26 protein-coding genes are annotated in these 22,927 nt (G+C 63.1%); 11 read left to right on the plus strand and 15 right to left on the minus strand.

Annotation, left to right across the window (positions count from 1 at the left end):
- Positions 1 to 15: 15 nt before the first annotated feature.
- Both BW995_RS11950 and BW995_RS11955 read right to left on the minus strand, forming a co-directional pair.
- Positions 16 to 918 carry a LysR family transcriptional regulator gene (locus BW995_RS11950; protein WP_322099123.1) on the minus strand — a complete coding sequence of 301 codons (903 nt, stop codon included), beginning with the start codon at positions 916 to 918 and terminating at the stop codon, positions 16 to 18.
- 7 nt (positions 919 to 925) lie between these two features.
- Positions 926 to 2,053, minus strand: coding sequence for a YeiH family protein (locus BW995_RS11955; protein ID WP_084194837.1), 1,128 nt, complete (start codon positions 2,051 to 2,053; stop codon positions 926 to 928).
- A 220-nt stretch (positions 2,054 to 2,273) separates the two neighbouring features.
- On the opposite strand from BW995_RS11955, the gene BW995_RS11960 reads away from it, so the two are divergent.
- From BW995_RS11960 to BW995_RS11970, 3 genes are all read left to right on the plus strand, one after another.
- Positions 2,274 to 2,597 carry a DUF6156 family protein gene (locus tag BW995_RS11960; RefSeq protein ID WP_076400636.1) on the plus strand — a complete coding sequence of 108 codons (324 nt, stop codon included), beginning with the start codon at positions 2,274 to 2,276 and terminating at the stop codon, positions 2,595 to 2,597.
- 157 nt (positions 2,598 to 2,754) lie between these two features.
- Positions 2,755 to 3,123 (plus strand): hypothetical protein, encoded by a 369-nt coding sequence (locus BW995_RS11965; RefSeq protein ID WP_076400637.1) that lies wholly within the window; start codon positions 2,755 to 2,757, stop codon positions 3,121 to 3,123.
- A 12-nt stretch (positions 3,124 to 3,135) separates the two neighbouring features.
- Entirely contained in the window at positions 3,136 to 3,345 is a 210-nt protein-coding gene (locus tag BW995_RS11970; protein WP_076400638.1) for a hypothetical protein, read from the plus strand.
- Here BW995_RS11970 and BW995_RS11975 read toward each other — a convergent pair.
- Complete coding sequence (locus BW995_RS11975) at positions 3,321 to 4,004, minus strand: TetR/AcrR family transcriptional regulator (protein ID WP_076400639.1); 684 nt, start codon at positions 4,002 to 4,004, stop codon at positions 3,321 to 3,323. The genes BW995_RS11970 and BW995_RS11975 overlap by 25 nt on opposite strands.
- A 50-nt stretch (positions 4,005 to 4,054) precedes the next feature.
- Between BW995_RS11975 and BW995_RS11980 the strand changes: the two genes are divergently transcribed.
- Entirely contained in the window at positions 4,055 to 5,266 is a 1,212-nt protein-coding gene (locus BW995_RS11980) for an arabinose transporter (protein WP_076400640.1), read from the plus strand.
- Positions 5,267 to 5,560: 294 nt separating this feature from the next.
- Here BW995_RS11980 and cyoE read toward each other — a convergent pair whose 3' ends face one another.
- Entirely contained in the window at positions 5,561 to 6,523 is a 963-nt protein-coding gene (gene cyoE / locus BW995_RS11985; protein WP_084194795.1) for a heme o synthase, read from the minus strand.
- A 42-nt stretch (positions 6,524 to 6,565) separates the two neighbouring features.
- Positions 6,566 to 6,721: a hypothetical protein gene (locus BW995_RS20795; RefSeq protein WP_175617061.1), complete on the minus strand. Its 156-nt coding sequence runs from the start codon at positions 6,719 to 6,721 to the stop codon at positions 6,566 to 6,568.
- A gap of 205 nt (positions 6,722 to 6,926) precedes the next feature.
- Here BW995_RS20795 and BW995_RS11990 point away from each other — a divergent pair, with 205 nt between their 5' ends.
- Entirely contained in the window at positions 6,927 to 7,757 is an 831-nt protein-coding gene (locus BW995_RS11990; protein ID WP_084194796.1) for a DUF2189 domain-containing protein, read from the plus strand.
- Between the two features lie 10 nt (positions 7,758 to 7,767).
- Here the strand turns inward: BW995_RS11990 and BW995_RS11995 are convergent, their stop codons facing one another.
- Positions 7,768 to 8,043, minus strand: coding sequence for a sulfurtransferase TusA family protein (locus BW995_RS11995; protein WP_217696078.1), 276 nt, complete (start codon positions 8,041 to 8,043; stop codon positions 7,768 to 7,770).
- 108 nt (positions 8,044 to 8,151) lie between these two features.
- Here BW995_RS11995 and soxX point away from each other — a divergent pair, with 108 nt between their 5' ends.
- The 5 genes from soxX to soxB are packed head-to-tail and all read left to right on the plus strand — an operon-like array spanning position 8,152 to position 11,862.
- Positions 8,152 to 8,634, plus strand: coding sequence for a sulfur oxidation c-type cytochrome SoxX (gene soxX, locus BW995_RS12000; RefSeq protein WP_076400642.1), 483 nt, complete (start codon positions 8,152 to 8,154; stop codon positions 8,632 to 8,634).
- Positions 8,631 to 9,089 carry a thiosulfate oxidation carrier protein SoxY gene (locus BW995_RS12005; RefSeq protein WP_076400643.1) on the plus strand — a complete coding sequence of 153 codons (459 nt, stop codon included), beginning with the start codon at positions 8,631 to 8,633 and terminating at the stop codon, positions 9,087 to 9,089. Before soxX ends, BW995_RS12005 begins: the two co-directional genes overlap by 4 nt.
- Before the next feature lie 13 nt (positions 9,090 to 9,102).
- Positions 9,103 to 9,438 (plus strand): thiosulfate oxidation carrier complex protein SoxZ, encoded by a 336-nt coding sequence (soxZ, locus tag BW995_RS12010; RefSeq protein ID WP_076400644.1) that lies wholly within the window; start codon positions 9,103 to 9,105, stop codon positions 9,436 to 9,438.
- A complete protein-coding gene (gene soxA, locus BW995_RS12015) occupies positions 9,383 to 10,228 on the plus strand; it encodes a sulfur oxidation c-type cytochrome SoxA (protein ID WP_084194797.1) in 846 nt (281 codons plus the stop codon). The genes soxZ and soxA overlap by 56 nt, the downstream gene beginning before the upstream one ends.
- Positions 10,225 to 11,862, plus strand: coding sequence for a thiosulfohydrolase SoxB (gene soxB / locus BW995_RS12020; RefSeq protein WP_076400645.1), 1,638 nt, complete (start codon positions 10,225 to 10,227; stop codon positions 11,860 to 11,862). Before soxA ends, soxB begins: the two co-directional genes overlap by 4 nt.
- Before the next feature lie 175 nt (positions 11,863 to 12,037).
- On the opposite strand, the gene BW995_RS12025 is transcribed toward soxB, so the two are convergent.
- Both BW995_RS12025 and BW995_RS12030 read right to left on the minus strand, forming a co-directional pair.
- Entirely contained in the window at positions 12,038 to 12,997 is a 960-nt protein-coding gene (locus BW995_RS12025) for a ribonucleotide-diphosphate reductase subunit beta (protein ID WP_076400646.1), read from the minus strand.
- Positions 12,998 to 13,323: 326 nt separating this feature from the next.
- Positions 13,324 to 15,198: a ribonucleoside-diphosphate reductase subunit alpha gene (locus BW995_RS12030; RefSeq protein ID WP_076400647.1), complete on the minus strand. Its 1,875-nt coding sequence runs from the start codon at positions 15,196 to 15,198 to the stop codon at positions 13,324 to 13,326.
- Positions 15,199 to 15,859: 661 nt separating this feature from the next.
- Between BW995_RS12030 and BW995_RS12035 the strand changes: the two genes are divergently transcribed.
- On the plus strand, positions 15,860 to 16,165 hold the full coding sequence (locus BW995_RS12035) for a hypothetical protein (protein WP_076400648.1): 306 nt from the start codon (positions 15,860 to 15,862) through the stop codon (positions 16,163 to 16,165).
- 240 nt (positions 16,166 to 16,405) lie between these two features.
- On the opposite strand, the gene BW995_RS12040 is transcribed toward BW995_RS12035, so the two are convergent.
- From BW995_RS12040 to pqqA, 7 genes are all read right to left on the minus strand, one after another.
- A complete protein-coding gene (locus tag BW995_RS12040; RefSeq protein ID WP_139332882.1) occupies positions 16,406 to 16,969 on the minus strand; it encodes a hypothetical protein in 564 nt (187 codons plus the stop codon).
- 530 nt (positions 16,970 to 17,499) lie between these two features.
- Complete coding sequence (locus tag BW995_RS12045) at positions 17,500 to 19,272, minus strand: PQQ-dependent methanol/ethanol family dehydrogenase (protein ID WP_076400650.1); 1,773 nt, start codon at positions 19,270 to 19,272, stop codon at positions 17,500 to 17,502.
- 218 nt (positions 19,273 to 19,490) lie between these two features.
- Positions 19,491 to 20,627, minus strand: a complete 1,137-nt coding sequence (gene pqqE, locus BW995_RS12050) for a pyrroloquinoline quinone biosynthesis protein PqqE (RefSeq protein ID WP_076400651.1) — start codon at positions 20,625 to 20,627, stop codon at positions 19,491 to 19,493.
- Entirely contained in the window at positions 20,624 to 20,908 is a 285-nt protein-coding gene (pqqD, locus tag BW995_RS12055) for a pyrroloquinoline quinone biosynthesis peptide chaperone PqqD (RefSeq protein WP_076400652.1), read from the minus strand. The genes pqqE and pqqD overlap by 4 nt, the downstream gene beginning before the upstream one ends.
- Positions 20,908 to 21,693: a pyrroloquinoline-quinone synthase PqqC gene (gene pqqC, locus BW995_RS12060; protein ID WP_175617062.1), complete on the minus strand. Its 786-nt coding sequence runs from the start codon at positions 21,691 to 21,693 to the stop codon at positions 20,908 to 20,910. The genes pqqD and pqqC overlap by 1 nt, the downstream gene beginning before the upstream one ends.
- The gene (gene pqqB / locus BW995_RS12065) at positions 21,690 to 22,613 is read right to left on the minus strand and encodes a pyrroloquinoline quinone biosynthesis protein PqqB (protein WP_076400653.1); all 924 of its coding nucleotides are present in this window, start codon (positions 22,611 to 22,613) and stop codon (positions 21,690 to 21,692) included. Before pqqB ends, pqqC begins: the two co-directional genes overlap by 4 nt.
- Before the next feature lie 148 nt (positions 22,614 to 22,761).
- Complete coding sequence (gene pqqA, locus BW995_RS21370; protein ID WP_076400654.1) at positions 22,762 to 22,842, minus strand: pyrroloquinoline quinone precursor peptide PqqA; 81 nt, start codon at positions 22,840 to 22,842, stop codon at positions 22,762 to 22,764.
- Between the last annotated feature and the right edge of the window lie 85 nt (positions 22,843 to 22,927).

Here is a 22,927-nt window from a genome sequence, read left to right on the forward strand (position 1 = left end):
AGAATGAGAGGCGTTCTACGACCTGTCAACCCCGCTCAGAACCGGCAGGCTCGCCACGAACGCCTGCGTTGCCGCTGCTTCATAGCGTTCCAGATGGCGGATCAGGGTAAAGGGGCGCGGGGCGACCGGCAGCGGCAGCGCATGCAGACGCCCGGCCGCCACATCGTCGGCCACCACCAGATCGGACAACCCGGCGGCACCGTGCCCACTGAGCAGGGCGGTCCGGATGGCCTCGCCATTCGGCAGGGTCAGCGTGATGCGCAAGCGGCGCAGGTCCACCCCCAACCCGTGCAACGCCTGTTCAAACTGGGCGCGGGTTCCCGAGCCATCTTCGCGGGCAATCCACGCCGCCTGCTCCAGCTCGGCAGCGGTCACCGTCGCCCGCCCGAACCACGGATGCCCCTGCCCGACGGCAATCACCAGCCGGTCCTCGGCACAGACCCGGCGGCTGACGTGCGGATCATCCACCGTGCTTTCCAGCAGCCCCAGATCAACATCCCCGGCCAGCACCGCCGCCAGCACCTGACGGCTGTTGCCGATGGCCAGCGTAATCGACACACCGGGATACTGTTCGGCAAAGCGGTGCAAGCGGGGCGGCAGCCAATAGGTTCCGGCGGTCTGGCTGGCGATGATCCGCATCGTGCCATGGCGCAGACCGGACAGGTCGGCCAGCTGCTGTTCAGCCCCGGCCACCTGTCGCAGGATCAGACGGGCCTGCGGGACCAGCAGACGACCGGCTTCGGTCAGGCTGACCGACCGGCCAATGCGATGGAACAACGGCACCTGATGGGCCTGTTCCAGTGTGGCAATCGCACTGCTGACCGCCGGTTGGGTCAGGCGCAACCGGCGGGCGGCACGGGTAAAGTGCAACTCTTCGGCAACGGCCACAAAAATCCGCAGTTGCTCCAGCGTCATCATCCCCGCGTCACCCCATCATCAGGACACCCCCCAGACTGAACAGGCTGATGAACACCGTCGCCAGCGCCGCCAGCAGCATCGGCCGCCCGCCCCGCCGCACCAGCGCCGCCGGAGCCGTCGCCAGTCCCATTCCGGCCAGTGCCACCGTCAACAGCCAGCGATCGACCGTCGCCACTCCGTCCAGCACCACAGGCGGCAGGATGTCACAGCTCGCCACCCCCACCAAGGCCAGAAAACCCAAAGCAAACCACGGGATGGTCACCCGCCGCCCGGCTCCCACGGCCTGCCCCGCCGACCGGGTCGGCCCAACCTGCCCCGCCGACCGGGTCGGCCCAACCTGCCCCGCCGACCGGGTCGGCCCAACCTGCCCCGCCGACCGGGTCGGCAAAGCCAGCAGCAGCACAAACACCACCGGTACCACCAGCACCACCCGCGCCAGCTTGGTGATGGTCGCCATTTCCCCCGCCTGCGGGCTGTACTGATAGGCGGCGGCGATCACCTGTGCGACCTCGTGAATGGCAACACCACTCCACAGCCCAAAGGCATGGTCGCCCAGCCCGATCAGCCCGGCCAGCAACGGAAAGCCCAGCATCGACAGGGTGCCGAACACCGTGACCATCGCCACCGCATAGGCCACGTCGGCATCATCGCCCTCGACCGCCGCATTGGCCGCCACCACCGCCGAAGCACCACAAATCGAGGTTCCCGCCGCAATCAGGCGGGTCAGGCGAGCCTCGACCCGCAACAGGTGTCCGCATCCCAGGGTAAAGACAAAGGTCGCGGCCACCGTGCCGACGATCAACGCACCACCGCTCCAGCCCAGTGCCTGCATCTGGCCGAGGGTAATTTGCAGCCCCAGCAGCGCCACCCCGATCCGCAACAGGCGTTTCATCACCAGCGCGATCCCCGGCGCAAACAGCGGCAGGCTGGCCACCGGCTGTCGGCGGACACTGTTCAGGGCAATCCCCAGCACCACCGCCAGAATCAACGGACTGGCCCAGCCCAGAGCGGGCAGCCGGTGCAGTTCGCTGGCCCCGACCGCCAGCGCCACCGACAACGCCAATCCGGCCCACGGGCCGTAGCGACGGGGAGCATCAGCAGCGGGAACAGGACAAGCGGTAGGGGACGCGGCCATCAGTGCCTCCGGGGTTTTCTTGATCAACGATCAAAACGTCTCCCTTGGGGATACTCCCGCCCACCCCTTGATAACCAATCTCTAATTTCATGGCGTTTGATAAGGAAAATTTATCGTATATCCCTCTACCAACCACAAATACATCACGTATAATATAGCCACCCCGCCCTACCCCCCTGACCGGCGGCGCTCCGTTCATGCACATCCATTCGGGGGTCCCATGACCACATCGCACACCGCCGATGCCACAGACCAGCCTGCTGGCGGGCAGCGCTTTTTTGTCTCCTACAGCGGCGTCCGCCTGCCGTTCCGGCTGGTGACAGAGCTGACGCCCGCCGAAATCCACAACCGCAACACCTTTTTCCGCGCCGACTACGACGCTGCCGGGCGTCTGCTCGGCTTTGAGAAGGTGGTTTACGGCGAAGTGGCGATGTCGCACCGCTATCGCTATTACCCTTGCGGTGCCCTGCAACAGGCAGACATCACCAATCATGCCGACGAGGAAACCACCGTGCTGGAGTTTCCCCAACCGGTCGCCGGATAAAGGATACGTCCTGTATCCTTGCGAAAACCGGTTCCCACTTTTCGCACCCTGCTAAGGCTTGTTTTAAGAAAACGGCTCTAAGATATAGACTGGCTGACAGGGCTACCCCGCCCTGTCAGCCTTCCGCCCCATCACCGCACGCAGGAGCTTTCTGCCCATGCACACCAGCCACCACCTGTCTGGCGACGATGCCACCGATCTGCGGCGCCGGACCCGCTTCATGGAACAGCTGGATATCGCCATCCGCTCGGCCAACCGCGAACTGCTCAGCAAGGCCCTGCCCCAGCTCGACCACGACGCATTCTTTCGGCTGGCGGTCGGGGTGGCCAAAGTCCGCGCCAGCTATCTGGCGGCGGTAATGGCGGTGGACTGGCACGCCCCGTCTGCGGACGAAATCGCCCGACTGGCCGATCTGCGCGGCCAGTACGAGGAAGCCAAGGCGGGCTTTGATGCCTTGCGCCATGCCGTTGACCGTGGCTATGCCCCGCTGCATCTGGGCGAAACGCCCCACAGCGACGGCGAATAAGGAGAAACCCCGATGGCCACCCACCGCCCGACCTATACGGTTCCGTCACCGGAAAAGCCTGCCGCGAAAAGCAGCCATGACGGTCAGGTCTGCCAGAAATGCGGCGCCATGTTCCGCTGGAAACGCACCCTCGAAGACGATCCCAACTCGCCGCTGACCCTGAAGCTGGTCGAGCCGTCGCGCAAGTGTGACTGCGGCTATGGCAAGGCCCGCCGCGCCTGACCGCACAGATATCCAGCCAGCAGATCAACGATGGCCTGTCCGGCGGCCTCGGCAGAACACGGGGCACCCGGCGGGATCACAGCGGCATGGATCAACGATTCCATCGTTTGCACCATCACCCATGTCGCCAGCTCCGGGTCCTGCGGGACCACTTCGCTCCGGTGTTCGTCCAGCAGGGCGCGGATGCGCTGCCGGATGCCCTGATCGGTCGGGCTCTGGTCTGCTGGAGCGTCGAAAAACGGAAACTCCTTCTCCAGCACCCGGTGTAATTCTGGCGCGACCCGATGGGCCGCCAGCCACGCCTGGACAAGAGATGCCAGTTTGCTGCGCAAATCCCGCGTGTCTGCCCCTGCCGCTGAAGGGCTGCCTAGGGCACGCTCCATTGCCGCATGCATCTCTGCCGCATGCCGCTCGTGCAGCGCCGTCAGCAGGGCATCCTTGTTGGGAAAATACTGATAGACCGATCCAACGCTGACGCCAGCGCGTTCCGCCACCAGATTGGTATTGGTTCCGGCATAGCCCCGTTCGGTCAGAACGCGAGCCGTTGCCTCCAGAATGGCCTCCACCAGAGCACGGGAACGGCTTTGACGCGGGATGCGGCGAGGCTGGGGCAAGGAGGGCATGGGGCTGTCCGAACGCGAGTTTGCAACAGGGATCATCCCTCATATCCTTCCAGATATCGAGCAAATACTCATGTTTGGAGGACGTGATGTCCAACAAGTCTCAAAAAACAGTGTCCCCGGCAATTCCATCGCCGCCCGCCGCCAGCGTCTTTCTCAAGGTGCTGCCAATCACGCTGGCAGTGTTCATCGGGTTTCTGACCATCGGCCTGCCCTTGCCGGTTCTGCCCCTGCATGTCTCTGGTGTGCTGGGCATGGGCCCCCTGATGGTGGGGGCGGTGATCGGTACGCAGTTTGTCGCAGCCCTGCTGTCCCGGGCCTGGGCCGGGGCACTGGCCGACACGCGGGGAGCCAAACGCGCGGTGGTGACCGGCTTTCTGGTTGCGTCCTGTTCCGGAGGAGCCTACCTCGTGTCGCTGTCTTTCCTCTCTTCGCCAGCACCATCGGTGTGGTGTCTGCTGGTGGGCCGGGTGTTGCTGGGGTGTGGTGAAAGCCTGATTGTCACCGGTGCCCTGAGCTGGGCGATCGGACTGGTTGGTCCGCAGAACGCGGGCAAAGCCATGGCGTGGATCGGGATGGCCATTTACGGCGCCTATGCCGTCGGCGCTCCCGTCGGGATTGCCGTGCAGCGGGAAATCGGCTTTGCCGGCCTGTCGGTCGCGGCGATCCTCCTGCCGCTGATCGCATTGGCACTGGTGGCCCGTGTACGGGCGATTGCCCCGGCTGCGGCGCAACGGATGCCATTCTATACCGTGCTGGGCGTGGTGTGGCAGGCAGGCACCGGGCTGGCGCTGTGCTGTGTCGGCTTTGGTGTGATCACCACGTTCATTGCCCTGCTGTTTGCGGCCCGTGGCTGGGACACTGCGTCGCTGACGTTCACCGCCTTTGGCCTCGCGTTCATTGCCGCCCGTGTGTTCTTTGCCCACCTCCCCGACGCCTTGGGGGGTGCACGGGTGGCGCTGGTCTGTGTCCTGATCGAAGCGCTGGGCCAGTTGCTCATCTGGGGCGCAGAGACAGCGGTGATGGCCCATATCGGCGCTGCCCTGACAGGATTTGGCTATTCACTGGCCTTTCCGGGCTTTGGGGTGGAAGCCGTCCGCCGCGCTCCACCCCAGAGTCGGGGGACGGCCATGGGGGCCTATGTTGCCTTCAGCGATGTTTCCCTCGGCATCACCGGCCCGCTGATGGGGGCCGTGGCCAGCGCATGGAGCCTGGACGCCGTTTATCTCGCCGGTGCCGGTGCGGTCGCCCTGTCTGCACTGGTGGCGGTGCGCCTGCTCACGTCCCCTCGTCCGGCCTGACAAGGACGAGACTCGTCCTGTACGCCGTACGGCACCCCAGAGCTGTGAACCTCAAACATGAGTCCACAGTACACGACAAGCAGAAAACAGGATCATGGAGCGCTGCTCCACACCTCGCTGGGGCCAGTCGGCCCCAGACCCCGTTCCTTTGATCATAAAAGAAAAAAGAGGGGCCCGGTGGCATCGTCCCCAAGTGAACGGTCGCGGCCTCAGGCCCTGAATGGGTTTGGGCGATAGCCCATTCTTTTCCACAAATTGTCGTGTCCTGTGGCATCAGGTTTAACGCACGCTGGTCTAAAACAACCCCATCAGGTGGCGGTCGGCAATCACCGCCAGAAAGACCCCGCACAGGTATTGCATCGAGCCAAAGAAGGTCCGCCGTGCCCACAGTGGCCCCGGTTCCCGTGCCAGTCGCCACGACAGCCACAGGAAATGACCACCAAAGGCCAGCGACAGCACGCCATACACCACCCCCAGTTCCCCCAGCAGCCACGGCAGCAGGGACGACAGCACCAGCAGCACCGAATTGACCAGAATCCAGCGGGCGCAGCGGACGGTTCCGATCAGCACCGGCAGCATCGGCACTCCGGCGCGGGCGTAATCGTCTTTCAGCAGGATCGCCAGCGCCCAGAAATGCGATGGCGTCCACAGGAACAGCGTCACCGCCATCAGCGTTGGCAGCAGCCATTGCTGCGGGTCGGCGGCGGCGGCTCCGGCCAGCAAGGCAAAGCTGCCTGCGGCACCACCGACCACGATGTTCAGCCAGGTGCGCCGCTTCAGCCAGACGGTATAAACCACCCCATAGATGAACGCCCCCAGAAACAGGTGCAGGGCGACCACCCAGTTGAACAGCCCGGCCGCCATGGTCAGACCCGCCACCAGCAACACCGCTGCCACCCAGACCGCCGACCATGGATTGCCAAGACTGCCGCGCGCCAGCGGACGGCGGGCGGTTCGTGTCATCAGCCGGTCCAGATCACGATCATAAAAATGGTTGAACACCGACGATGATGACGAGCCCAGCATCATCGCACAGCCCAACCCCAGCAACGCCCAACCATCGATCTGTGGCGCGATGGCACCATAACCGACCATGGCGGTGATGCCGATCATCATGCCGATACGCATCTTGCACAATTCGAGATACTGGCGGAGCACCCCCGCCGCCGCCATCGCCCGGCTACCCGGCGGCAAGCCGGATCGTGGCGGACGCTTGACGTAACGGACCCAATCGGTAAAGCCGGGACTGTGGCGCATGGTGGCCTCCCAGATAGAAACCAGAGCCAGAGAGAATGGATGTCAGTGATAGGCTTTGCCGTGGACCCGGGCGAGAAACTCGTCGGCTCCATGGGTGCCGACCTTGGCAATGATGCTGCCGTAGGCCAGCAAAGCCAGCAGGGCAAACAGGACCCCCAGCATGATGCGGCGCAAAACGGCACGGGGAGGATGTGGCATGACGACCCCCACTTAAAGACCACTCATTCAGGTAGGAAATTATCTGGTCATTCCTCTCACCAGAAACAAGACAGGGTCTGGACTCTGGTGTTTCTCATCCCCAAATGTCAGACTACGCAAAGGGGAAATATGTGGCGTTCCCGGTACCACCCCCGCTACCGCTGTGTCACCGCACGTTTCCATATCGGATTCAGGAGGCTGGACCATGGCAACAACCGACACGCAGGAAAAATTTACCCGTCCGTTCCACCACGATTCCAACCGCTACTGGTTCGGAGATCGCGCTCCGCCGCCAGTCAATCAGGTGACCGTCGATGAGTCCGCCCACTGGCTGGCCATGGGCTGGTCCGATTTATGGGCCGCCCCCCGTGTCAGCCTGTCCTATGGCGCGGTGTTTGTGGTAACCGCCTATCTGATCTTTTTCGGCCTGTCGGCGGTGGGGATGGAGTCGCTGATCCTGCCGATGACCGCCGGTTTCATGCTGGTTGGCCCGCTGGCCGCCGTCGGCCTGTACGAAGTCAGCCGCCGCCACGCCTGCGCCGAAGACATCACCCTGCGCGAGGCCTTTGCCACCTTTTTCCGCCGCAGTGACCAGTTGCTGGTGGTCGGCCTGACCCTGATGGTGATGATGCTGGCGTGGTTCATGGTCGCCCTGCTGATTTTCGCCAGCTTTTACCATTCAGCGCCTCCCAGCATGGACCGCTTTTTCAGCGATATCCTGATGGCCCCACAGGCTCCACTGTTCCTGCTGGTCGGCACGGTGGCCGGGGGGGTAATCGCCGCTGCGGTGTTCACCCTGACCGCCATCTCGGTGCCGATGCTGGTCGACCGCGACGTGTCTGCCGTCCATGCGATGGCCTGCAGCGTCCGCGCCGTCAGCCGCAACTGGAAAGTGATGATCGGCTGGGCGGCGATGATCGTGCTGGTGACCGGCTTTGGACTGGCGACGTTCTTTGTCGGACTGGCGATCACCCTGCCGCTGGTCGGCCATGCCACCTGGCACGCTTACAAGGCGATCATTGTCGATAATGGCTGATCACGGTTGGTTATTCCGCACGAGAGGCGGGCAAGGGAGAGATCCGGTGACAGACCGTCTCTCCCTTGTTGCGTCCGGGCTGCTCCTGTTGCGCCAGCAGGGTCAGCCCCCGCCCGGCGCAGAAATCGCGCACGGTGGCAATCGCCGCCGGGTCGTCGGTCAGCAGCTCGACCACCGCATCGTCGGCCAGCCCCTGCAAGGCTTTTTGCAGGCGCAAAATCGGCAACGGGCAGACCAGACCACGGGCATCAATCACCAGCGGAGACGCAACAGCAGACAAAGACACCGGGAAACCTCGTGCAGACCAATCGTCGATAGGACTTTAGCATAACAGACCGCCCGCCGCCGCTGCGCTACTGTTTGTCAGAATGCCGGAAACAGGGGCAAGGAATCGATGCGGCACAACCAGCGGCTTGACAGGATCGTGCTCGGCCTGCTGCTGACCCTGCCGTCAGTGGCCCATGCGGACGAGCAGGTCCGTCAGCCGGGACTGGTGCCCTATCTGGTCAGCGGCGACGGTATTGCCGCTCCGCTGACCACGACTCCCGGTGATCCACAACGCGGGCAGGCAATCGTTGCCGGACGCACACAGGGCAACTGCCTGACCTGCCACCGCGCCCCGATTCCCAACGAAGACTTTCAGGGCCAGATCGGCCCCGATCTGCGCGGCGTCGGGCGGCGGCTGTCGCTGGCCCGGCTTCGCCTGCGGGTGGTCGATGCCCGCCGCCAGTCCCCCGACAGCGTGATGCCCCCGTTCTATCGCACCGGCGACGCGGTGCAGGTGGCTCCGGCCCAGGCCGAGACGCCGCTGCTGACGGCCCAGCAGGTGGAAGATGTGGTGAGCTATCTCGCCAGCCTGACGGAGACCTCGCCATGACCCCACCCCCTGTGAGCCGTCGGACCCTGCTGGCGGCGGCCCTCGCCTGCCCCTTGCCGCTGCTGTGGTCGCGTCTGGCGCGGGCCACGCCGTCGCAGGCTCAGGCGCTGATTGCCGGTCTGCAACAAGGGGCGACCCTGCTGTCTTCGTCACTGATCCGACTGGAAGCCCCCGAACTGGCCGAGAACGGCAACACCGTTCCCTTTGGCATCACCGTTGACAGCCCGATGACCGCCGACGATCACCTGCAACGGCTGCACATCATTTCCGAGGTCAACCCGCTGCCCGAGATTGCCACCATCCATGTGACTCCGGCCCTCGGCGTGGCACAGGTGCGCACCCGTATCCGGCTGGCCGCCACCCAGACCGTGCTGGTGGTGGCGGTGTTTTCCGGCCAGCGGGTGGCAGTGGCCGGGCGCGAGGTCAAAGTCACCATTGGCGGCTGCGGCGGATGACAGGAGAACTTGCATGACCGACGCCCTCGGCTCCCCCCGGCTGAAAGTCCCCGCCAGCGTGCGCAGAGGCGAGGTCTTTACGGTCAAAAGCATTCTCGCCCACCCGATGGAATCGGGCCTGCGCAAGGACGAGCACGGCCTGTTGATCCCGCGCCGGATTGTGCGGCAGGTGACGGTTTCCCTTGATGGTCAGGAGCTGATGCGCGCTGACTGGAACCCCGGCATCTCGGCCAATCCCTATTGGGAATTTGCCCTGAAAGCCGACCATGGCGGCCTGCTGGTGATGGAGTGGCATGATGATGACGGCAGCCTTTACCGTGCCGAAGTGGCGGTTACGGTGGTTCCTTGATCTGCTGGCCTTGACCCTGTGGAGCAGCACGGTGCAGGCGGCGGAGGTGGCCTTGCCGTCGTTGCCCACCGACCTTGCCGCCTATCGCATCGGCCAGAGCTATTCCGGCCTGCTGATCGCCGACCCGACCACCCGCGAGATGGAATGGGACGACGTTGCCAACCCCGGTATGTTGTGGGTGGAACGGGCGCAAGCCCTGTGGGAACAGCGCGACGGGCAGGCTGGCAAGGCCTGCGGTGACTGTCACCATGCGCCCGCATCCCTGCGCGGTGCGGCCACGGGCTATCCGCAGGTGGCAGCCGATGGCAAAACCCTGCACACCCTCGAAGACCGCATCAACCAGTGCCGCCAACAGCAGATGCAGGCCGCTCCGTGGCCCTATGACAGTGATGCGCTGGTGGCGATGACCACGCTGGTCAAGGGCCAGTCGCGCGGTTTGCCGATGGCGGTGCGCATTGATGGTCCGGCTGCCCGATGGTTCCGGCGGGGCGAACAGGTCTATCAGCGCCGGATCGGCCTGATGCGGCTGTCCTGTCATGACTGCCACGTCACGCTGGAAGGCGCCTCGTTGCGTGCCGAACAGCTGTCGCAGGGCCAGAGCAACGGCTTTCCCACCTATCGCCTGAAATGGCAAGACCTCGGCTCGCTGCAACGGCGGTTCCGCGAGTGCAACAGCAACATCAAGGCCGAGCCGTTGCCCTATGGTGATCCCGACTATCAGGCGCTGGAGCTGTATCTGGCGTGGCGCGGCAACGGCCTGCCGATCGAAACCCCGGCGGTGCGCAAATGAGACTCAGCCGCCGCGACTTTCTCGCCACCCTCGCCGCCTGCGCCCTGCCGCTGCACAGCGGGCGGGCTGCCGGGCCGGGACTCGATGACCTGCTGGCCTTTCCGGCGCTCGGGCAAGTGACCCTGCTGCACCTGCCGGACCTGCACGCCCAGTTGACCCCGCTGTACCTGCGCGAGCCGCTTCCCGATCCACAATTTGCCGCCCAACTGGCCGGGCTGGCCGACGACAGTCCGCTGGCCTATGCCCTGCGCCCCGACCGCTTTGAACAGTTGGCCGCCAGTTATGGCCGTCTGGGTGGCGTGGCCCACCTTGCAACCCTGATTGCCGCCATCCGCGCCGAGCGACCGGGGCGGACCCTGCTGTTTGACGGCGGCGACAGTTGGCAAGGATCGTATGGGGCGTTGCAGTCGCAGGGCGAAGAGATGCTGACGGTGATGCAGGCCTTGGGCATTGACGCCATGACCGGCCACTGGGAATTCACCTATGGCGCCGAGCGGGTGCAGGCGTTGTTTGCCCGCCTGCCCTGTCCCTTTCTGGCGGGCAACGTGCGCGACACCACCTGGAACGAGCCGGTGTTCACCCCGTGGACGCTGTTCGAGCGCGGCGGCCTGCTGGTGGCGGTGATCGGGCAGGCCTATCCCTACACCCCGATTGCCAACCCGCGCCACCTGATCCCCGACTGGTCGTTCGGCATCCATGAAGACCTGCTGCGCCAGCACATTACCGAGGTACGGGTGCAGGGGGCTGATCTGGTGGTGTTGCTGTCGCACAACGGGCTGGCGGTTGATTGTGCTCTGGCCGGGCGGGTGGCCGGGCTGGACGTAATTCTCAGCGGTCACACCCACGAGGCCCTGCCTGCGGCGATTCGGGTGGCCGACAGCCTGATCATCACTGGCGGCTCCCATGGCAAAGTGCTGGCCCGGCTGGATATCGAGGTGCAGAACAAGCGCATCAGCGCCTTTCGCTTTGCCCAGATTCCGGTGCTCAGTGCCGCCCTTCCGGCGGACCCGGCGATGGCGGCGCTGGTGGCCTCGTTGCGCCAGCCGCACGAAGCCCATCTGCGCCAGCCGGTCGGCCATACCAGCCACTGGCTGACCCGGCGCGGCACGCTGGGCGGCAGCTTTGATCATTTGCTGTGCGCCGCCCTGCTGGAGCAGCACGACGCCGAAATTGCCCTCTCCCCCGGCTTTCGCTGGGGCGGCTGTGTGCCCGCCGGGCAAGAGATCACCCGCGAAGACCTGTATAGCCAGACCGCCATCACCTACCCCGCCAGTTACCGGCGGCAGATGAGCGGGGCACAGATCAAAGGGATTCTGGAAGACGTGGCCGACAATCTGTTCCACCCCAACCCCTATTACCGGCAAGGCGGCGACATGGTGCGCACCGGTGGGCTGTCGTACCGGATTGATCCCCGCCAGCCGATCGGACAGCGGATTCAGGATCTCAGACTGGCCCGCAGCGACAGCCCGCTGATGGCAGAGAGATCATATGTGGTGGCAGGCTGGGCCAGCGTGGCAGCGGACGGAGCTGATGGCCCGCCGATGTGGCAAGTGGCCGAGGCCCATCTACGCCATCGGCCAGAGGTCGAGCCGTCATCGTTGGGAGAGGTGGCCTTGATCGCTCCCTCTCCCTAAAGCAGTGAGCACAAAGTGGGACACAGTACACGACAGTTGGCAAGAAAGTGCAGGCTGCCGCCTGAACTGCTCGGGGGCCAATGCCCCCGACCCCCCATTTTCTTTGAAAATTAAAGGAATGGGGTCCGGGGCCTCAAGGCCCCGGCGAGGTTTGGAGCAGCGCTCCATGACTGCATTACTCGAACGCGTCTTCCCAGGTGCCCTGCGTGGCGGCCTTGGAATATTCGGTGGCGCGGTTTTCAAAGAAGTTGGCGTGTTCCACCGCGTTCAGCATCGCGTCCAGCCACGGCAGCGGGTTCTTTTCCACCCCATAGCGCGGCACCAGCCCCAGCTGGGTCAGGCGGCGGTCGGCGATATAGCGCAGGTACAGCTTGACGTCGCCGGGGGTCATGCCTTCCACCGCGCCCATTTCAAAGGCGAGGTCAATGAAGGCGTCTTCGTGGTGCAGGATGGTTTCGCAGGCTTCGTACAGGTCGTTGGCCAGCGCCTCCTGATCGACGTCGGGATTTTCGGCGAGGAAGGTCTTGTACAGGCGGATGATCGAGTTGCAGTGCAGGGTCTCGTCACGCACCGACCATGTCACGATCTGCCCCATGCCCTTCATCTTGTTGAAGCGCGGGAAGTTCATCAAGATCGCAAAGCTGGCGAACAGTTGCAGGCCTTCGGTAAAGGCCCCGAACACCGCCATGGTGCGGGCGATGTCTTCCTTGGTATCAACGCCCCACACCTGCATGTAGTCGTACTTGTCCTTCATTTCCTTGTAGTGGAGGAAGGCCTGGTATTCGACTTCGGGGATGCCGATGGTGTCCAGCAGGTGCGAATAGGCGGCAATATGGATGGTTTCCATATTGGAAAAGGCCGCCAGCATCATCTGGACTTCGGTCGGTTTGAACACGCGGGTGTAATGCCGCATGTAGCAGTTGTTCACTTCGATATCCGACTGGGTAAAGAAGCGGAAAATCTGCGTCAGCAGGTGGCGTTCGGCTTCGCTCAGCTTGTGGTGCCAGTCCTTGACGTCATCGGCCAGCGGCACTTCTTCCGGCAGCCAGTGAATCTGTTGCTGGGTCAGCCACGCGTCATAGCACCAGGGATAGCGGAACGGTTTGTAGACCGGCTGGGCATCAAGCAAGGACATGATCGTCTCACGGTGGGATGGGAAAGACAGAAAACCGTTGGCCGGTTTTCGCAAAAAATACGACAGGAGAAAACCGGGAGCAGGCCGCGGCCCGCTCCTCGATTCCGCGATCGCTTTGTCGTGCCATGTCACAGGACGCGACAGCAAGGAAACAAGGACGTGGAGCGCTGCTCCACACCTCGCTGGGGCCTTCAGGCCCCAGACCCCATTCCTTTGAATTCAGAGAAAAAATGGGGGTTCGGGGGCATTGGTCCCCGAACGGGTTCGGGCGGTAGCCCGCTCTTGTTACTCAACTGTCGTGTACTGTGGTTATTTACCGCACGGGCTTACTGGCAGGCCAGGCACTCTTCGTAATCGGTGCTGTTCGAGCTGTCGTTGGCCGCCGCAATCGGGCCGGTGGGGCTGGCAATGCCCGCCACCTGCGTCGGGGCGGTCCCCAGACCGCCAGGAATGCTGACCGCCTGCGACGAGATCACTTCCGCCCGCTGGATCGACTTCGAGCGGCAGTAGTACAGGCTTTTCACGCCCTTTTTCCACGCCTGCAGGTGAATCTGGTGCAGGTCGCGCTTGTGCACGTCAGCCGGCAGGAAGACGTTCAGCGACTGCGCCTGATCAATGAAGGCGGCACGGTCGGCGGCATGCTCAATCACCCAGCGCTGATCCAGCTCGAAGGCAGTCTTGAAGATGTCCTTCTCGTCCTGGGTCAGGAAGTCGAGGTGCTGCACCGAACCTTCGTTGACGGTGATCGAGGTCCACACCTCTTCGTTGTCCTGCCCGCGCTCGGCCAGCAGGGTCTTGAGGTACGGATTGCGGACGTTGAACGAACCGGACAGCGTCTTGTGCATGTAGCTGTTGGCGGCCATCGGCTCGATGCCCGGGCTGGCCCCGCCGCAGATGATCGAAATCGAGGCGGTCGGCGCAATGGCGGTCTTGTTGGAGAAGCGTTCCATGAAACCGTAATCGGCAGCATCCGGGCACGGGCCACGTTCCATCGCCAGCGCCTTCGAGGCGGCATCGACGCCTTCCTTCAGGTGCTTGAACACCATCTTGTTCCACACCTTGGCCATCGCCGATTCGAACGGCACGCCCTTGGCCTGCAGGAACGAATGGAAGCCCATCACCCCCAGCCCGACCGAGCGTTCGCGCATCGCCGAGTACTTGGCCTTGGCCATGCTGTCCGGGGCGCGGTCGATGAAGTCCTGTAACACGTTGTCGAGGAAGCGCATCACGTCTTCAATAAAGCGCGGGTCTTCGCGCCATTCGAGGAAGGTTTCCAGGTTCAGCGACGACAGGCAGCACACCGCCGTGCGGTCCTTGCCCAGATGGTCGCGGCCGGTCGGCAGGGTGATTTCGGCGCACAGGTTCGAGGTCTTGACCGTCAGCCCGGCCAGCCGGTGATGTTCGGGCAGGCTGTTGTTGACGGTATCGGAATAGACGATGTACGGCTCGCCGGTTTCCACCCGCGCCAGCAGGATGCGAATCCACAGCGCGCGCGCCTTCACCCGCCGCATCACCGACCCGTCACGCGGGCTGATCAGCGGCCATTCGTCGTCCTTTTCCACCGCCCGCATGAAGGCGTCGGTCAGCAGGATGCCATGGTGCAGGTTCAGCGCCTTGCGATTCGGGTCGCCACCGGTCGGACGGCGCAGTTCGATGAATTCTTCGATTTCCGGGTGGTTGACCGGCATGTACACCGCCGCCGAACCACGGCGCAGCGAGCCCTGGGAAATGGCCAGCGTCAGGCTGTCCATCACCCGGATGAACGGCACCACGCCCGAGGTCTTGCCGACCGCGCCGACCGGCTCGCCAATCGAGCGCAGGTTGCCCCAGTAGCTGCCGATCCCGCCGCCCTTGGAGGCCAGCCAGACGTTTTCCGTCCACAGATCGACAATGCCGTTCAGGCTGTCTTCGGCTTCGTTCAAAAAGCAGGAAATCGGCAGGCCACGGTTGCTGCCGCCATTCGACAGCACCGGCGTGGCCGGCATGAACCACATTTTGGAAATGTAGTCATAGATGCGCTGGGCGTGGGCATCATCGTCGCCATAGGCGCTGGCCACGCGGGCAAACAGATCCTGATAGCTTTCACCCGGCAGCAGGTAGCGGTCTTCGAGCACGGCCTTGCCAAAGGTGGTCAGCAGGCTATCGCGGGAGGGGTCCGTCTGCACACGCGGATGATGAGCGATCTGAACGACGTTGAGCACTACGAAGCCTCCTGAACCGAAGAAATTGGCGCCCTGCTTACGGAATCCTCCCCCTGCCGCCGGAAAGGGCCCTGCGGAGGAGTGGACAGGAAGGCATGGTGCCTGGGTGTATCTGTTCTGACGAGCGAGCCGTGCGGTGACGCACTGCACCCGATCCATATATGGGACGCCAACGGGGGTCGTCATCAATATGTTGGGGCTGGGCTCCTTTCGACGGCGGGCATATTGACGCTTTGATGACGGCAACGCAAGCCTTCTTGCAGCCCGGCACAAAGGAACTAAGGGTGAACAAAATATCCTTTTCAGGCCATCGGCAAGGGGAAAGCAAGGCGTTCTCTGGTGTTGGCTGGCCGTTCACATTTTTCTGCCGGGTGAATTTTTTTCTGCCTGCGGTGGGGAGGGCTGATGGTCCTTAGGGACGATGGCGCACAAAATGCGCTTTTGTCACTTGCCATGGCGCACACTGTGCGTATAATTGCTGCTACAAGATGACGGCCAGCCATTCCAGGCTACCCCCTAATCTACCCCACCGTCATCACGGTCCCGCATACCCGTTGTTTCCGGTTCCGCCTCACCCGTCCCCGCCTGCACAAAAACCGCCAGAACGGTCCAGATGTCAGGGGAAACAGACCACGAGGCCATCTGCAGGGAGGATCACACCATGAGCGCCACCATTATCTACCCCGTTGCCTTTCAGCGCAGTGGTGTTGATCACACCTCGGCAGTCATTCAGAGCGCAAGCCGGGCAACCACCGACGTTCTGGCCGACATGCAACGCGCCAGCCAGGCGTCGGCCCGCCATCTGGATGGGGCCACCCGCGAAATCGCCCTGATGCGGCGGCAGGAAGACCAGTTGGCCCGCCATGCCGATGACATAACCCAAACCTCGCAGAATCTGGGGGCGCAGATGCAGCGCCTGATCGAAGAAACCCGCCGGATGGTGTCCTACCTGCGGGCCGATCATTAGAGTAACGAAAGGAGGTGGAGCGCTGCTCCACACCTCGCCGGGGCCTTGAGGCCCCGGACCCCATTGACTTGATTCTTAAAGAAAAATGGGGGCTTGGGGGCATCGTCCCCAAACGGGTTCGGGTGGTAGCCCGCACTGATCCCACCAACTGTCGTGGACTGTGGCGTCAGATTGAACGCACGCTGGTCTAATGGCGCATCATGCTCTTTGGTGTAAGAAGCCCCCGAACGGACAGCGACCTTACGGAGATGCCACCATCACATCCTGCACCCCGCCTTCTGCTGTTGCCGCCGAGGCCAGAATGCGGTTTTCCTGTTTCAGGACCACCTGCAGGCTGTTGCCCGCCGGGCTGTGGATTCGGCAGCGGACCTTTTCCCCCACCAGCCGTTTTTGCACCGGCCCGGAGCCTTCCAGCGGCGTTTCCCGCGTGCTGCCCATGCTGTCGAGGACTTCACACAGCCCCTGAAACGCGACGCTTGTCTGCCCACTGCGCGCGGGAACGCTAATTTCCAGAATATAGACCTGTTCCTTGCTGCTGGCCTGCGCCAGCACCGCCGCGCCATTTCCGCCCTGCGCCACGCTATAGGGCGTTTCGGCCAGGGTCTGGGCAGCATAGCTGTGTCCGGAGGCCCTGACCGAAGAGACGGCCAGCGCCCCCTGTCCATCCGAGGCTTCCACCCGCTGCGGCAGGCAATAGACAACAGAGCCAACGGCGATGCACAGCGCCAGCGCGGCCACGCTTCCGGCAGGCTTCACCCACCACGGAAGCAGAACATGTACCCGGTTTGCATTCCCGTCTGTCATGGCCCCCCGTCCCCCGACATACTCCCGCTCTCCCAGCCAAGACCAGCGCGCGTTAAACCTGACGCAGGCACGCTGGTCTAACATTTTGTTCTGTCGCATTGTTTTTGCGAAAACCGGTTCCCGCTTTTCGCACAACGCTCCAGGCCACGCCTGTCGAAACCTGTCGCCATCAGACCAACCCTGACCCGCTCACACCCCCCAGAGAAACAGGAGGGCGAGGAAAAGCGGCATGGATTCTGTAACAGGTATAATTCCCGCATAAGGCGAATTGATAAAGAAAATACTACAGAATATCTCTCTCAAGACACAGAACCGGACAGCAACACCGAAAGCCTCACCTCCTTGGCAATCCCGCATGGTTACGGGGGCTTCAGACGTTCCATCCACAAGATACCCACACCCTTATCCCGACAGTTATCCGGTGATTCTGTGGATAACCTGCCTGTGGATACCCCGAAAAAGAAACAACGGGCCAAAGGGGAACTTTGACCCGTTGTTCTCTGTACCGCGCCGTAGCAAGGGAGGGAAAGTTACGACGGAGACAGCTTGAACACCCAGACGCTGCCGCCCTGGTTGATATCCTTCACCGCCTTGGCGACTTCACCGCCCCACAGGGGCACAGCACCGCCCCAGCCGGACAGCACCGCCACATACTGGGCACCGTCATCGCCTTCCCAGGTGATCGGCGAACCGACAACGCCCGAGCCGGTGTTGAACTTCCAGACTTCTTCGCCGGTCTTGGCGTTAAAGGCCTTCAGGTAGCCTTCCGGAGTGCCGGTGAACACCAGGTTGCCCGCAGTGGTCAGCACACCGCCCCACAGCGGGGCCTTGTTCTTGGCTTCCCAGACGATTTTCCCGCTCTTGGGATCAACGGCGCGCAGGACACCGATGTAATCGTCATAGGCGGGCTTGATGGTAAAGCCGGCCCCCAGATAGGCCGCACCCTTTTTGTAGGTGGTGTTTTCGTTCCAGATCTCCATGCACCATTCGTTGGCCGGGACATAGAACAGGTCGGTATCCGGGCTGTAGGCCATCGGCATCCAGTTCTTGCCACCCAGGAACGACGGGCAGTTGTTGACCGCCTTGCCCTTTTCGCCCTCCTTGGCCTCGGCCGGATTGCCGGGACGGCTTTCTTCGACGTACTGCGGGCGGCCGGTCTTCATGTCGAAGCCCTTGGCCCAGGTGATCTTGTTGACGAACGGCGTCGCCGACAACAGGGTGCCGTTGGTACGGTCGGCAACAAAGAAGAAGCCGTTGCGGTCGGCCTTGGCCCCGGCCTTGATCACCTTGCCGTCCTTTTTCAGGTCAAACGAGATGAACTCGTTGACGCCGTCAAAGTCCCAGCCGTCATGCGGGGTGGTCTGCAGGTGCCACTTGATTTCGCCGGTATCGGGATTGATCGCCAGCGTCGAGGACGAATAGAGGTTGTCGCCCGGACGCAGGTGGCTGTTCCACGGGGCCGGCTGGCCGGTGCCAAAGAACAGGCTGTCGGTTTCCGGGTCATATGTCCCGCCCAGCCAGGGGGCAGCCCCACCGTATTTCCACATGTCGCCCGGCCAGGTGGCATTCAGCTTGCCGGTCATCGTTGACGGCTTGCCGTTCAGCTCGCCCATGTGGCCTTCGACGGTCGGACGCGACCACAGCAGTTCGCCGGTTTCGGCATCGCGGGCTTCAACCTTGCCGACCACGCCGAATTCACCACCGGACACGCCGGTGATCACCTTGCCCTTGACGATCAGCGGTGCCGCCGTCATCGAATAGCCGTCCTTGAATTCCGCAACGGCTTTTTTCCAGATCACCTTGCCGGTCTTGGCGTCCAGCGCCACCAGCTTGGCATCCAGCGTGCCGAAGTACACCTTGTCGCCATACAGCACCGCACCACGATTGATCACATCGCAGCAGGGCATGATGCCTTCGGGCAGGCGGGCGTCGTATTGCCACAGCTCGTCGCCGGTTTTCACGTCGATGGCAAACAGGCGGGAATACGAGGCGGTGACATACATCACCCCGTCGCGGACCACCGGCTGGGCTTCCTGACCACGCTGTTTTTCCCCGCCGAACGAGAACGACCAGGCAGCGTGCAGGTTTTTGACGGTATCCACATTCAGGGCCTTCAGCGGGCTGAACCGCTGGCCCTGCGTCCCCATTCCGTAGGTCACCACGTCCTTGGGGGTCTTGGCGTCGTTGAGAATGTCCTGATCGGTGACCCCGGCAGCCTGTGCTGCCAGAGGGGCGCTGACCGCCAGAACGGTGGCCAGCGCGAAGCCGCTCAATGCGGTCTTGAAGCGAGCGTAGTGAGTCATGGCTTTCTCTGATTACCTCCCCAGGTTCTTGATCGAGCCGTCTTTCTTGCAGAAAATGGTATCAACAACAGGCACGATAAAAGTATCACTCAGGACAAAATGTCCCCGCATACAGACAATCCACGCAGGATTAATTCTGCATTTTCAGTGATCACTGATGTGATGGTAGAGGATTTACTTTTCGGCTCCATTGCCAAAAAGTATCATACGCGCCGCCTCTACCGTGCAGTGTCGGTGAATGTCCGATAGGTCATGGTGTTGATGTTGGCGGCGGCCTCTTGCTCGGCCATCGCCCGCACGCTGGCATGCAGCGGCGACTGTTCACAGGTCGGGTCCATCGCGTCGGCCTTGCCCGCCAGCGCCAGCGCTTGGCAACGGCATCCGCCCCAGTCGGTTTCCTTGTGCTCGCACGACCGGCAGCCCTTGGGCATCCAGGCATCGCCGCGATAGGCAGCAAAGGCGCTGCCATGCAGCCAGATGTCTGCCAGCGAACGGTCGCGGATGCTGTCAAACGACAGGTTCTTCAGGGTTTCGGCGGCGTGGCAGGGCAGAATCGTACCGCTGGGGGTGACGTTCAGGAACTGGCGTCCCCAGCCCCCCAGACAGGCTTTCGGGCGTTTGGCGTAATAGTCGGGAATCACATAGTCGATCGCCAGTTGCCCCTTCAGCCGCGCGCGCGCTTCGGTGACAACGCCGGTCATCCACGCCAGTTGCTGCGGGCTGGGCATCAGCGCCGCCCGGTTCAGCAGGCCCCAGCCATAATACTGCACATTGGCCACCTCGATCCGGCGGGCACCGATCTGTTGCGCCACCTCGAACATCTGCGGCAGGCGTTCAACGTTATGGCGGGTGATCACCGCGTTCATCGTCAGGGCCACACCGGCCTGTTTCAGGGCGGCAGCGGCGGCATACTTGCGCGCCAGCCCGCCCTTGAAGGCGGTGATCAGGGTGCTGCCCTCTTCGGTGATGTCGGGAAACCCGATCTGGGCATGTTCCAGCCCGGCCTCGGCCAGCCTGTCGGCCATCGCCTGATCGACCAGCACGCCAGAGGTGATCAGGTTGGTATACAGCCCCTGTTCCACCGCATGGCGGACCAGCACCGGCAGATCCCGGCGGGCGGTTGGTTCGCCACCGGAAAAATGCACCTGCAGCACTCCCAGCCGGGCTGCCTGACTCAGCAGGTCCTGCCACTCGGCGGTGGACAGCTCGTGCGAGGCCCCTTCCAGCGCCACCGGGTTGGAGCAATAGGAGCAGCGCAACGGGCAGCGGTGCGTCAGCTCGCACAGCATCGCCAGCGGCGGTTCAATCGCAACGGCAGCGGCCTCGACTGGCGGGGAACCCGGAACAGCATTCATGTGGTGACAAACCCCCGCTCGCACAAATCCTGCAACAATGCAACCACATCCGGGCCGACCACCTCGACCGGCGCCTGATAATCCGTGGCCAGCCGGTCAATGATCGTTGCCAGCGGCGTGGCACCGTCACAGCATTTCAGCACATCGACCGCCACCTCGTCGGGCAGAAGCATCCGTTCCGGTGCCATCACCACCCAGCGTTTGCGGATGGCATCAAAGCGCAGCTTCACATGGTCAGCCAGTCGCGGCTGGCTGGTATCACTGACAGCAGACCGAGCCATTATCGCGTCTCCCCTTCCCCCGGCACCCATGCCCCCGGCGGGACCATCCCCGGCGCGACATAGGCGGCATACAAGGCATCGAGTTGCGACCACAGCACGTTGCACTTGAAGGTCAGGGCATTGAGCACCCCGTTCTGTTCGTCCACGGTACGGGCGTTTTTCAGCACGTAGTCCAGCGCAAAATCACAGTCCCGCGGTGCCTGCGTCAGCCGCTTCTGGAAATAGGCCATCACCGTGTCATTGGTGAAATCGTAATGCTCCAGCATGCCTGCAATGCGCTCGGCGTGAATTTTCGGCGCGAACAGTTCGGTCAGGCATGAGGCGATGGCGGTCAGGCCGGGGTTGTCCCACACGAAGCGCACATAGGCTTCGACAGCAAAGCGGGTGGCGGGCAAAGCGCCCTGCTGGCTGGTGACGTAATCGCGGTCAAAGCCCAGACTGTCAGTCAGTACCAGCCAGCGTTCGATGCCGCCCTGATCGTCCAGATGGCCGTCATGGTCCAGAATGCGCTGCATCCACGCCCGCCGCACCTCGCGGTCTTCGATTTTGGCCAGCACCGCCCCGTCCTTGCGCGGGATACAGGCCTGATAGCAATAGCGATTGAGCGCCCACGCCCGCACCTGATCCAGCGAGCACTGGCCACTGTGCAGCATTTTGTGGAACGGGTGCAGGTTGTGGTATCGCTGCGCGCCAATCGCCCGCAGGGCGGCTTCCAGTTCGGCGGGAGACATCGGGTCGGCGTCACGCGGGCGGGGACGGGTCATCAGCGGCATCATGTGAGTCATACCCTTACCTCCAGCCCGTCATGGGCCACCTGCCACCCGGCACTTTCCACCGCACAGCGTGCCGCGCTGCCGGGGGTCCACACCGGGTTGGAATTGTTGATGTGAATGTAGATTTTGCGGGCCACCTGCAAATCGGCAAAGGCCGCCAGCGACCCCTCCGGCCCGCTCATCGCCATGTGCCCCATGCGGGCGGCGGTCTTGCTGCCCAGACCGTGGGCGATCATTTCGTCGTCGGTATAGGTGGTGCCGTCAAAGAACACCAGCTCGGCCCCGCGCAGACGGTCGGCCAGTTCGGGCGGCAGCGACGCACAGCCGGGAATGTAGAAAAAGCTGTTGCCGTCGGCATCGCTGACCTTCAGGGCAATGGTGTCTTCCGGCACGCTGCCATAGTTGGCGGCGGTCGGGTCTTCCAGCCACAGGGCGATCTTGCCCGGCACACAGAATGCCTCGACCGTCAGCCCGGCCGGGCGGCCATCGGGCAGACACAGCGTCACCGGCTGGTCCAGCGCCAGCGGACACCGCTGCACGTACTGGGGATTGAGCACATTGAAAATCGAATTGGCGTGTAACACCCCCAACACGCGCTGACTGGCGTAAATCGCCAGCGGATGACTTTCGCGCAGGGTCAACAGGCCGGTCACGTGGTCCACGTCGGCATTGGTCAGCACCGCACCAACCACCGGACTGTGCCGCTTGCCCGCCTGTGGCTGCGGATGCAGCGCCGGGGTGTTGAGGATTTGCTGTCGCAGGTCGGGACTGGCGTTCAGCAGGAACCAGTGTTCGCCATCGGCACTGACCGCCAGAGACGACTGGGTAAACGAACGGGCGCTGTGAAAGGCGCTCTGACACTGGTCACAGGCGCAGTTCCACTGCGGAAAGCCACCACCGGCCGCTGCTCCCAGCACGATAACGTGCACCATCGCTCCCTCTCCTGTCGGAGTGCGGGCGAATGAACCCATTCGCAACAACACTTGTGGGACTGTGATCAACAGGCAGAAAAAAAGACGCCCCCGGTCGGGGACAACGCACGGGAGCGCCCCTTTTTCGCAGGAATGGTCGGCTGGCGTATCAGGCGGTTGCGCACATATAGCCGTTGATTTCCATTCCCACCGAGATCTCGACAACACGCGGGGTCTTCCAGGTACGCATAGAGTCCTCCTTGCTGATGCCCAGCCCTGTTTTGGCGGCTGGCTCTGTGTTCACCCTCAAAGGCTAACAAGCCTGCGCGCCCTGT

Origin of the sequence: Insolitispirillum peregrinum (assembly GCF_900156605.1) — a bacterium.
GTDB classification, from domain to species: Bacteria; Pseudomonadota; Alphaproteobacteria; order Rhodospirillales; family Rhodospirillaceae; genus Insolitispirillum; species Insolitispirillum peregrinum.

Bases quoted from the DNA above. Each gene is read 5' to 3' on its own strand.
- BW995_RS11950 (WP_322099123.1), bottom strand. From the start codon at position 918: ATGATGACGCTGGAGCAACTGCGGATTTTTGTGGCCGTTGCCGAAGAG.
- BW995_RS11955 (WP_084194837.1), bottom strand. From the start codon at position 2,053: ATGGCCGCGTCCCCTACCGCTTGTCCTGTTCCCGCTGCTGATGCTCCC.
- BW995_RS11960 (WP_076400636.1), top strand. From the start codon at position 2,274: ATGACCACATCGCACACCGCCGATGCCACAGACCAGCCTGCTGGCGGG.
- BW995_RS11965 (WP_076400637.1), top strand. From the start codon at position 2,755: ATGCACACCAGCCACCACCTGTCTGGCGACGATGCCACCGATCTGCGG.
- BW995_RS11970 (WP_076400638.1), top strand. From the start codon at position 3,136: ATGGCCACCCACCGCCCGACCTATACGGTTCCGTCACCGGAAAAGCCT.
- BW995_RS11975 (WP_076400639.1), bottom strand. From the start codon at position 4,004: ATGATCCCTGTTGCAAACTCGCGTTCGGACAGCCCCATGCCCTCCTTG.
- BW995_RS11980 (WP_076400640.1), top strand. From the start codon at position 4,055: ATGTCCAACAAGTCTCAAAAAACAGTGTCCCCGGCAATTCCATCGCCG.
- cyoE (WP_084194795.1), bottom strand. From the start codon at position 6,523: ATGCGCCACAGTCCCGGCTTTACCGATTGGGTCCGTTACGTCAAGCGT.
- BW995_RS20795 (WP_175617061.1), bottom strand. From the start codon at position 6,721: ATGCCACATCCTCCCCGTGCCGTTTTGCGCCGCATCATGCTGGGGGTC.
- BW995_RS11990 (WP_084194796.1), top strand. From the start codon at position 6,927: ATGGCAACAACCGACACGCAGGAAAAATTTACCCGTCCGTTCCACCAC.
- soxX (WP_076400642.1), top strand. From the start codon at position 8,152: ATGCGGCACAACCAGCGGCTTGACAGGATCGTGCTCGGCCTGCTGCTG.
- BW995_RS12005 (WP_076400643.1), top strand. From the start codon at position 8,631: ATGACCCCACCCCCTGTGAGCCGTCGGACCCTGCTGGCGGCGGCCCTC.
- soxZ (WP_076400644.1), top strand. From the start codon at position 9,103: ATGACCGACGCCCTCGGCTCCCCCCGGCTGAAAGTCCCCGCCAGCGTG.
- soxA (WP_084194797.1), top strand. From the start codon at position 9,383: ATGATGATGACGGCAGCCTTTACCGTGCCGAAGTGGCGGTTACGGTGG.
- soxB (WP_076400645.1), top strand. From the start codon at position 10,225: ATGAGACTCAGCCGCCGCGACTTTCTCGCCACCCTCGCCGCCTGCGCC.
- BW995_RS12025 (WP_076400646.1), bottom strand. From the start codon at position 12,997: ATGTCCTTGCTTGATGCCCAGCCGGTCTACAAACCGTTCCGCTATCCC.
- BW995_RS12035 (WP_076400648.1), top strand. From the start codon at position 15,860: ATGAGCGCCACCATTATCTACCCCGTTGCCTTTCAGCGCAGTGGTGTT.
- BW995_RS12040 (WP_139332882.1), bottom strand. From the start codon at position 16,969: ATGACAGACGGGAATGCAAACCGGGTACATGTTCTGCTTCCGTGGTGG.
- BW995_RS12045 (WP_076400650.1), bottom strand. From the start codon at position 19,272: ATGACTCACTACGCTCGCTTCAAGACCGCATTGAGCGGCTTCGCGCTG.
- pqqE (WP_076400651.1), bottom strand. From the start codon at position 20,627: ATGAATGCTGTTCCGGGTTCCCCGCCAGTCGAGGCCGCTGCCGTTGCG.
- pqqD (WP_076400652.1), bottom strand. From the start codon at position 20,908: ATGGCTCGGTCTGCTGTCAGTGATACCAGCCAGCCGCGACTGGCTGAC.
- pqqC (WP_175617062.1), bottom strand. From the start codon at position 21,693: ATGACTCACATGATGCCGCTGATGACCCGTCCCCGCCCGCGTGACGCC.
- pqqB (WP_076400653.1), bottom strand. From the start codon at position 22,613: ATGGTGCACGTTATCGTGCTGGGAGCAGCGGCCGGTGGTGGCTTTCCG.
- pqqA (WP_076400654.1), bottom strand. From the start codon at position 22,842: ATGCGTACCTGGAAGACCCCGCGTGTTGTCGAGATCTCGGTGGGAATG.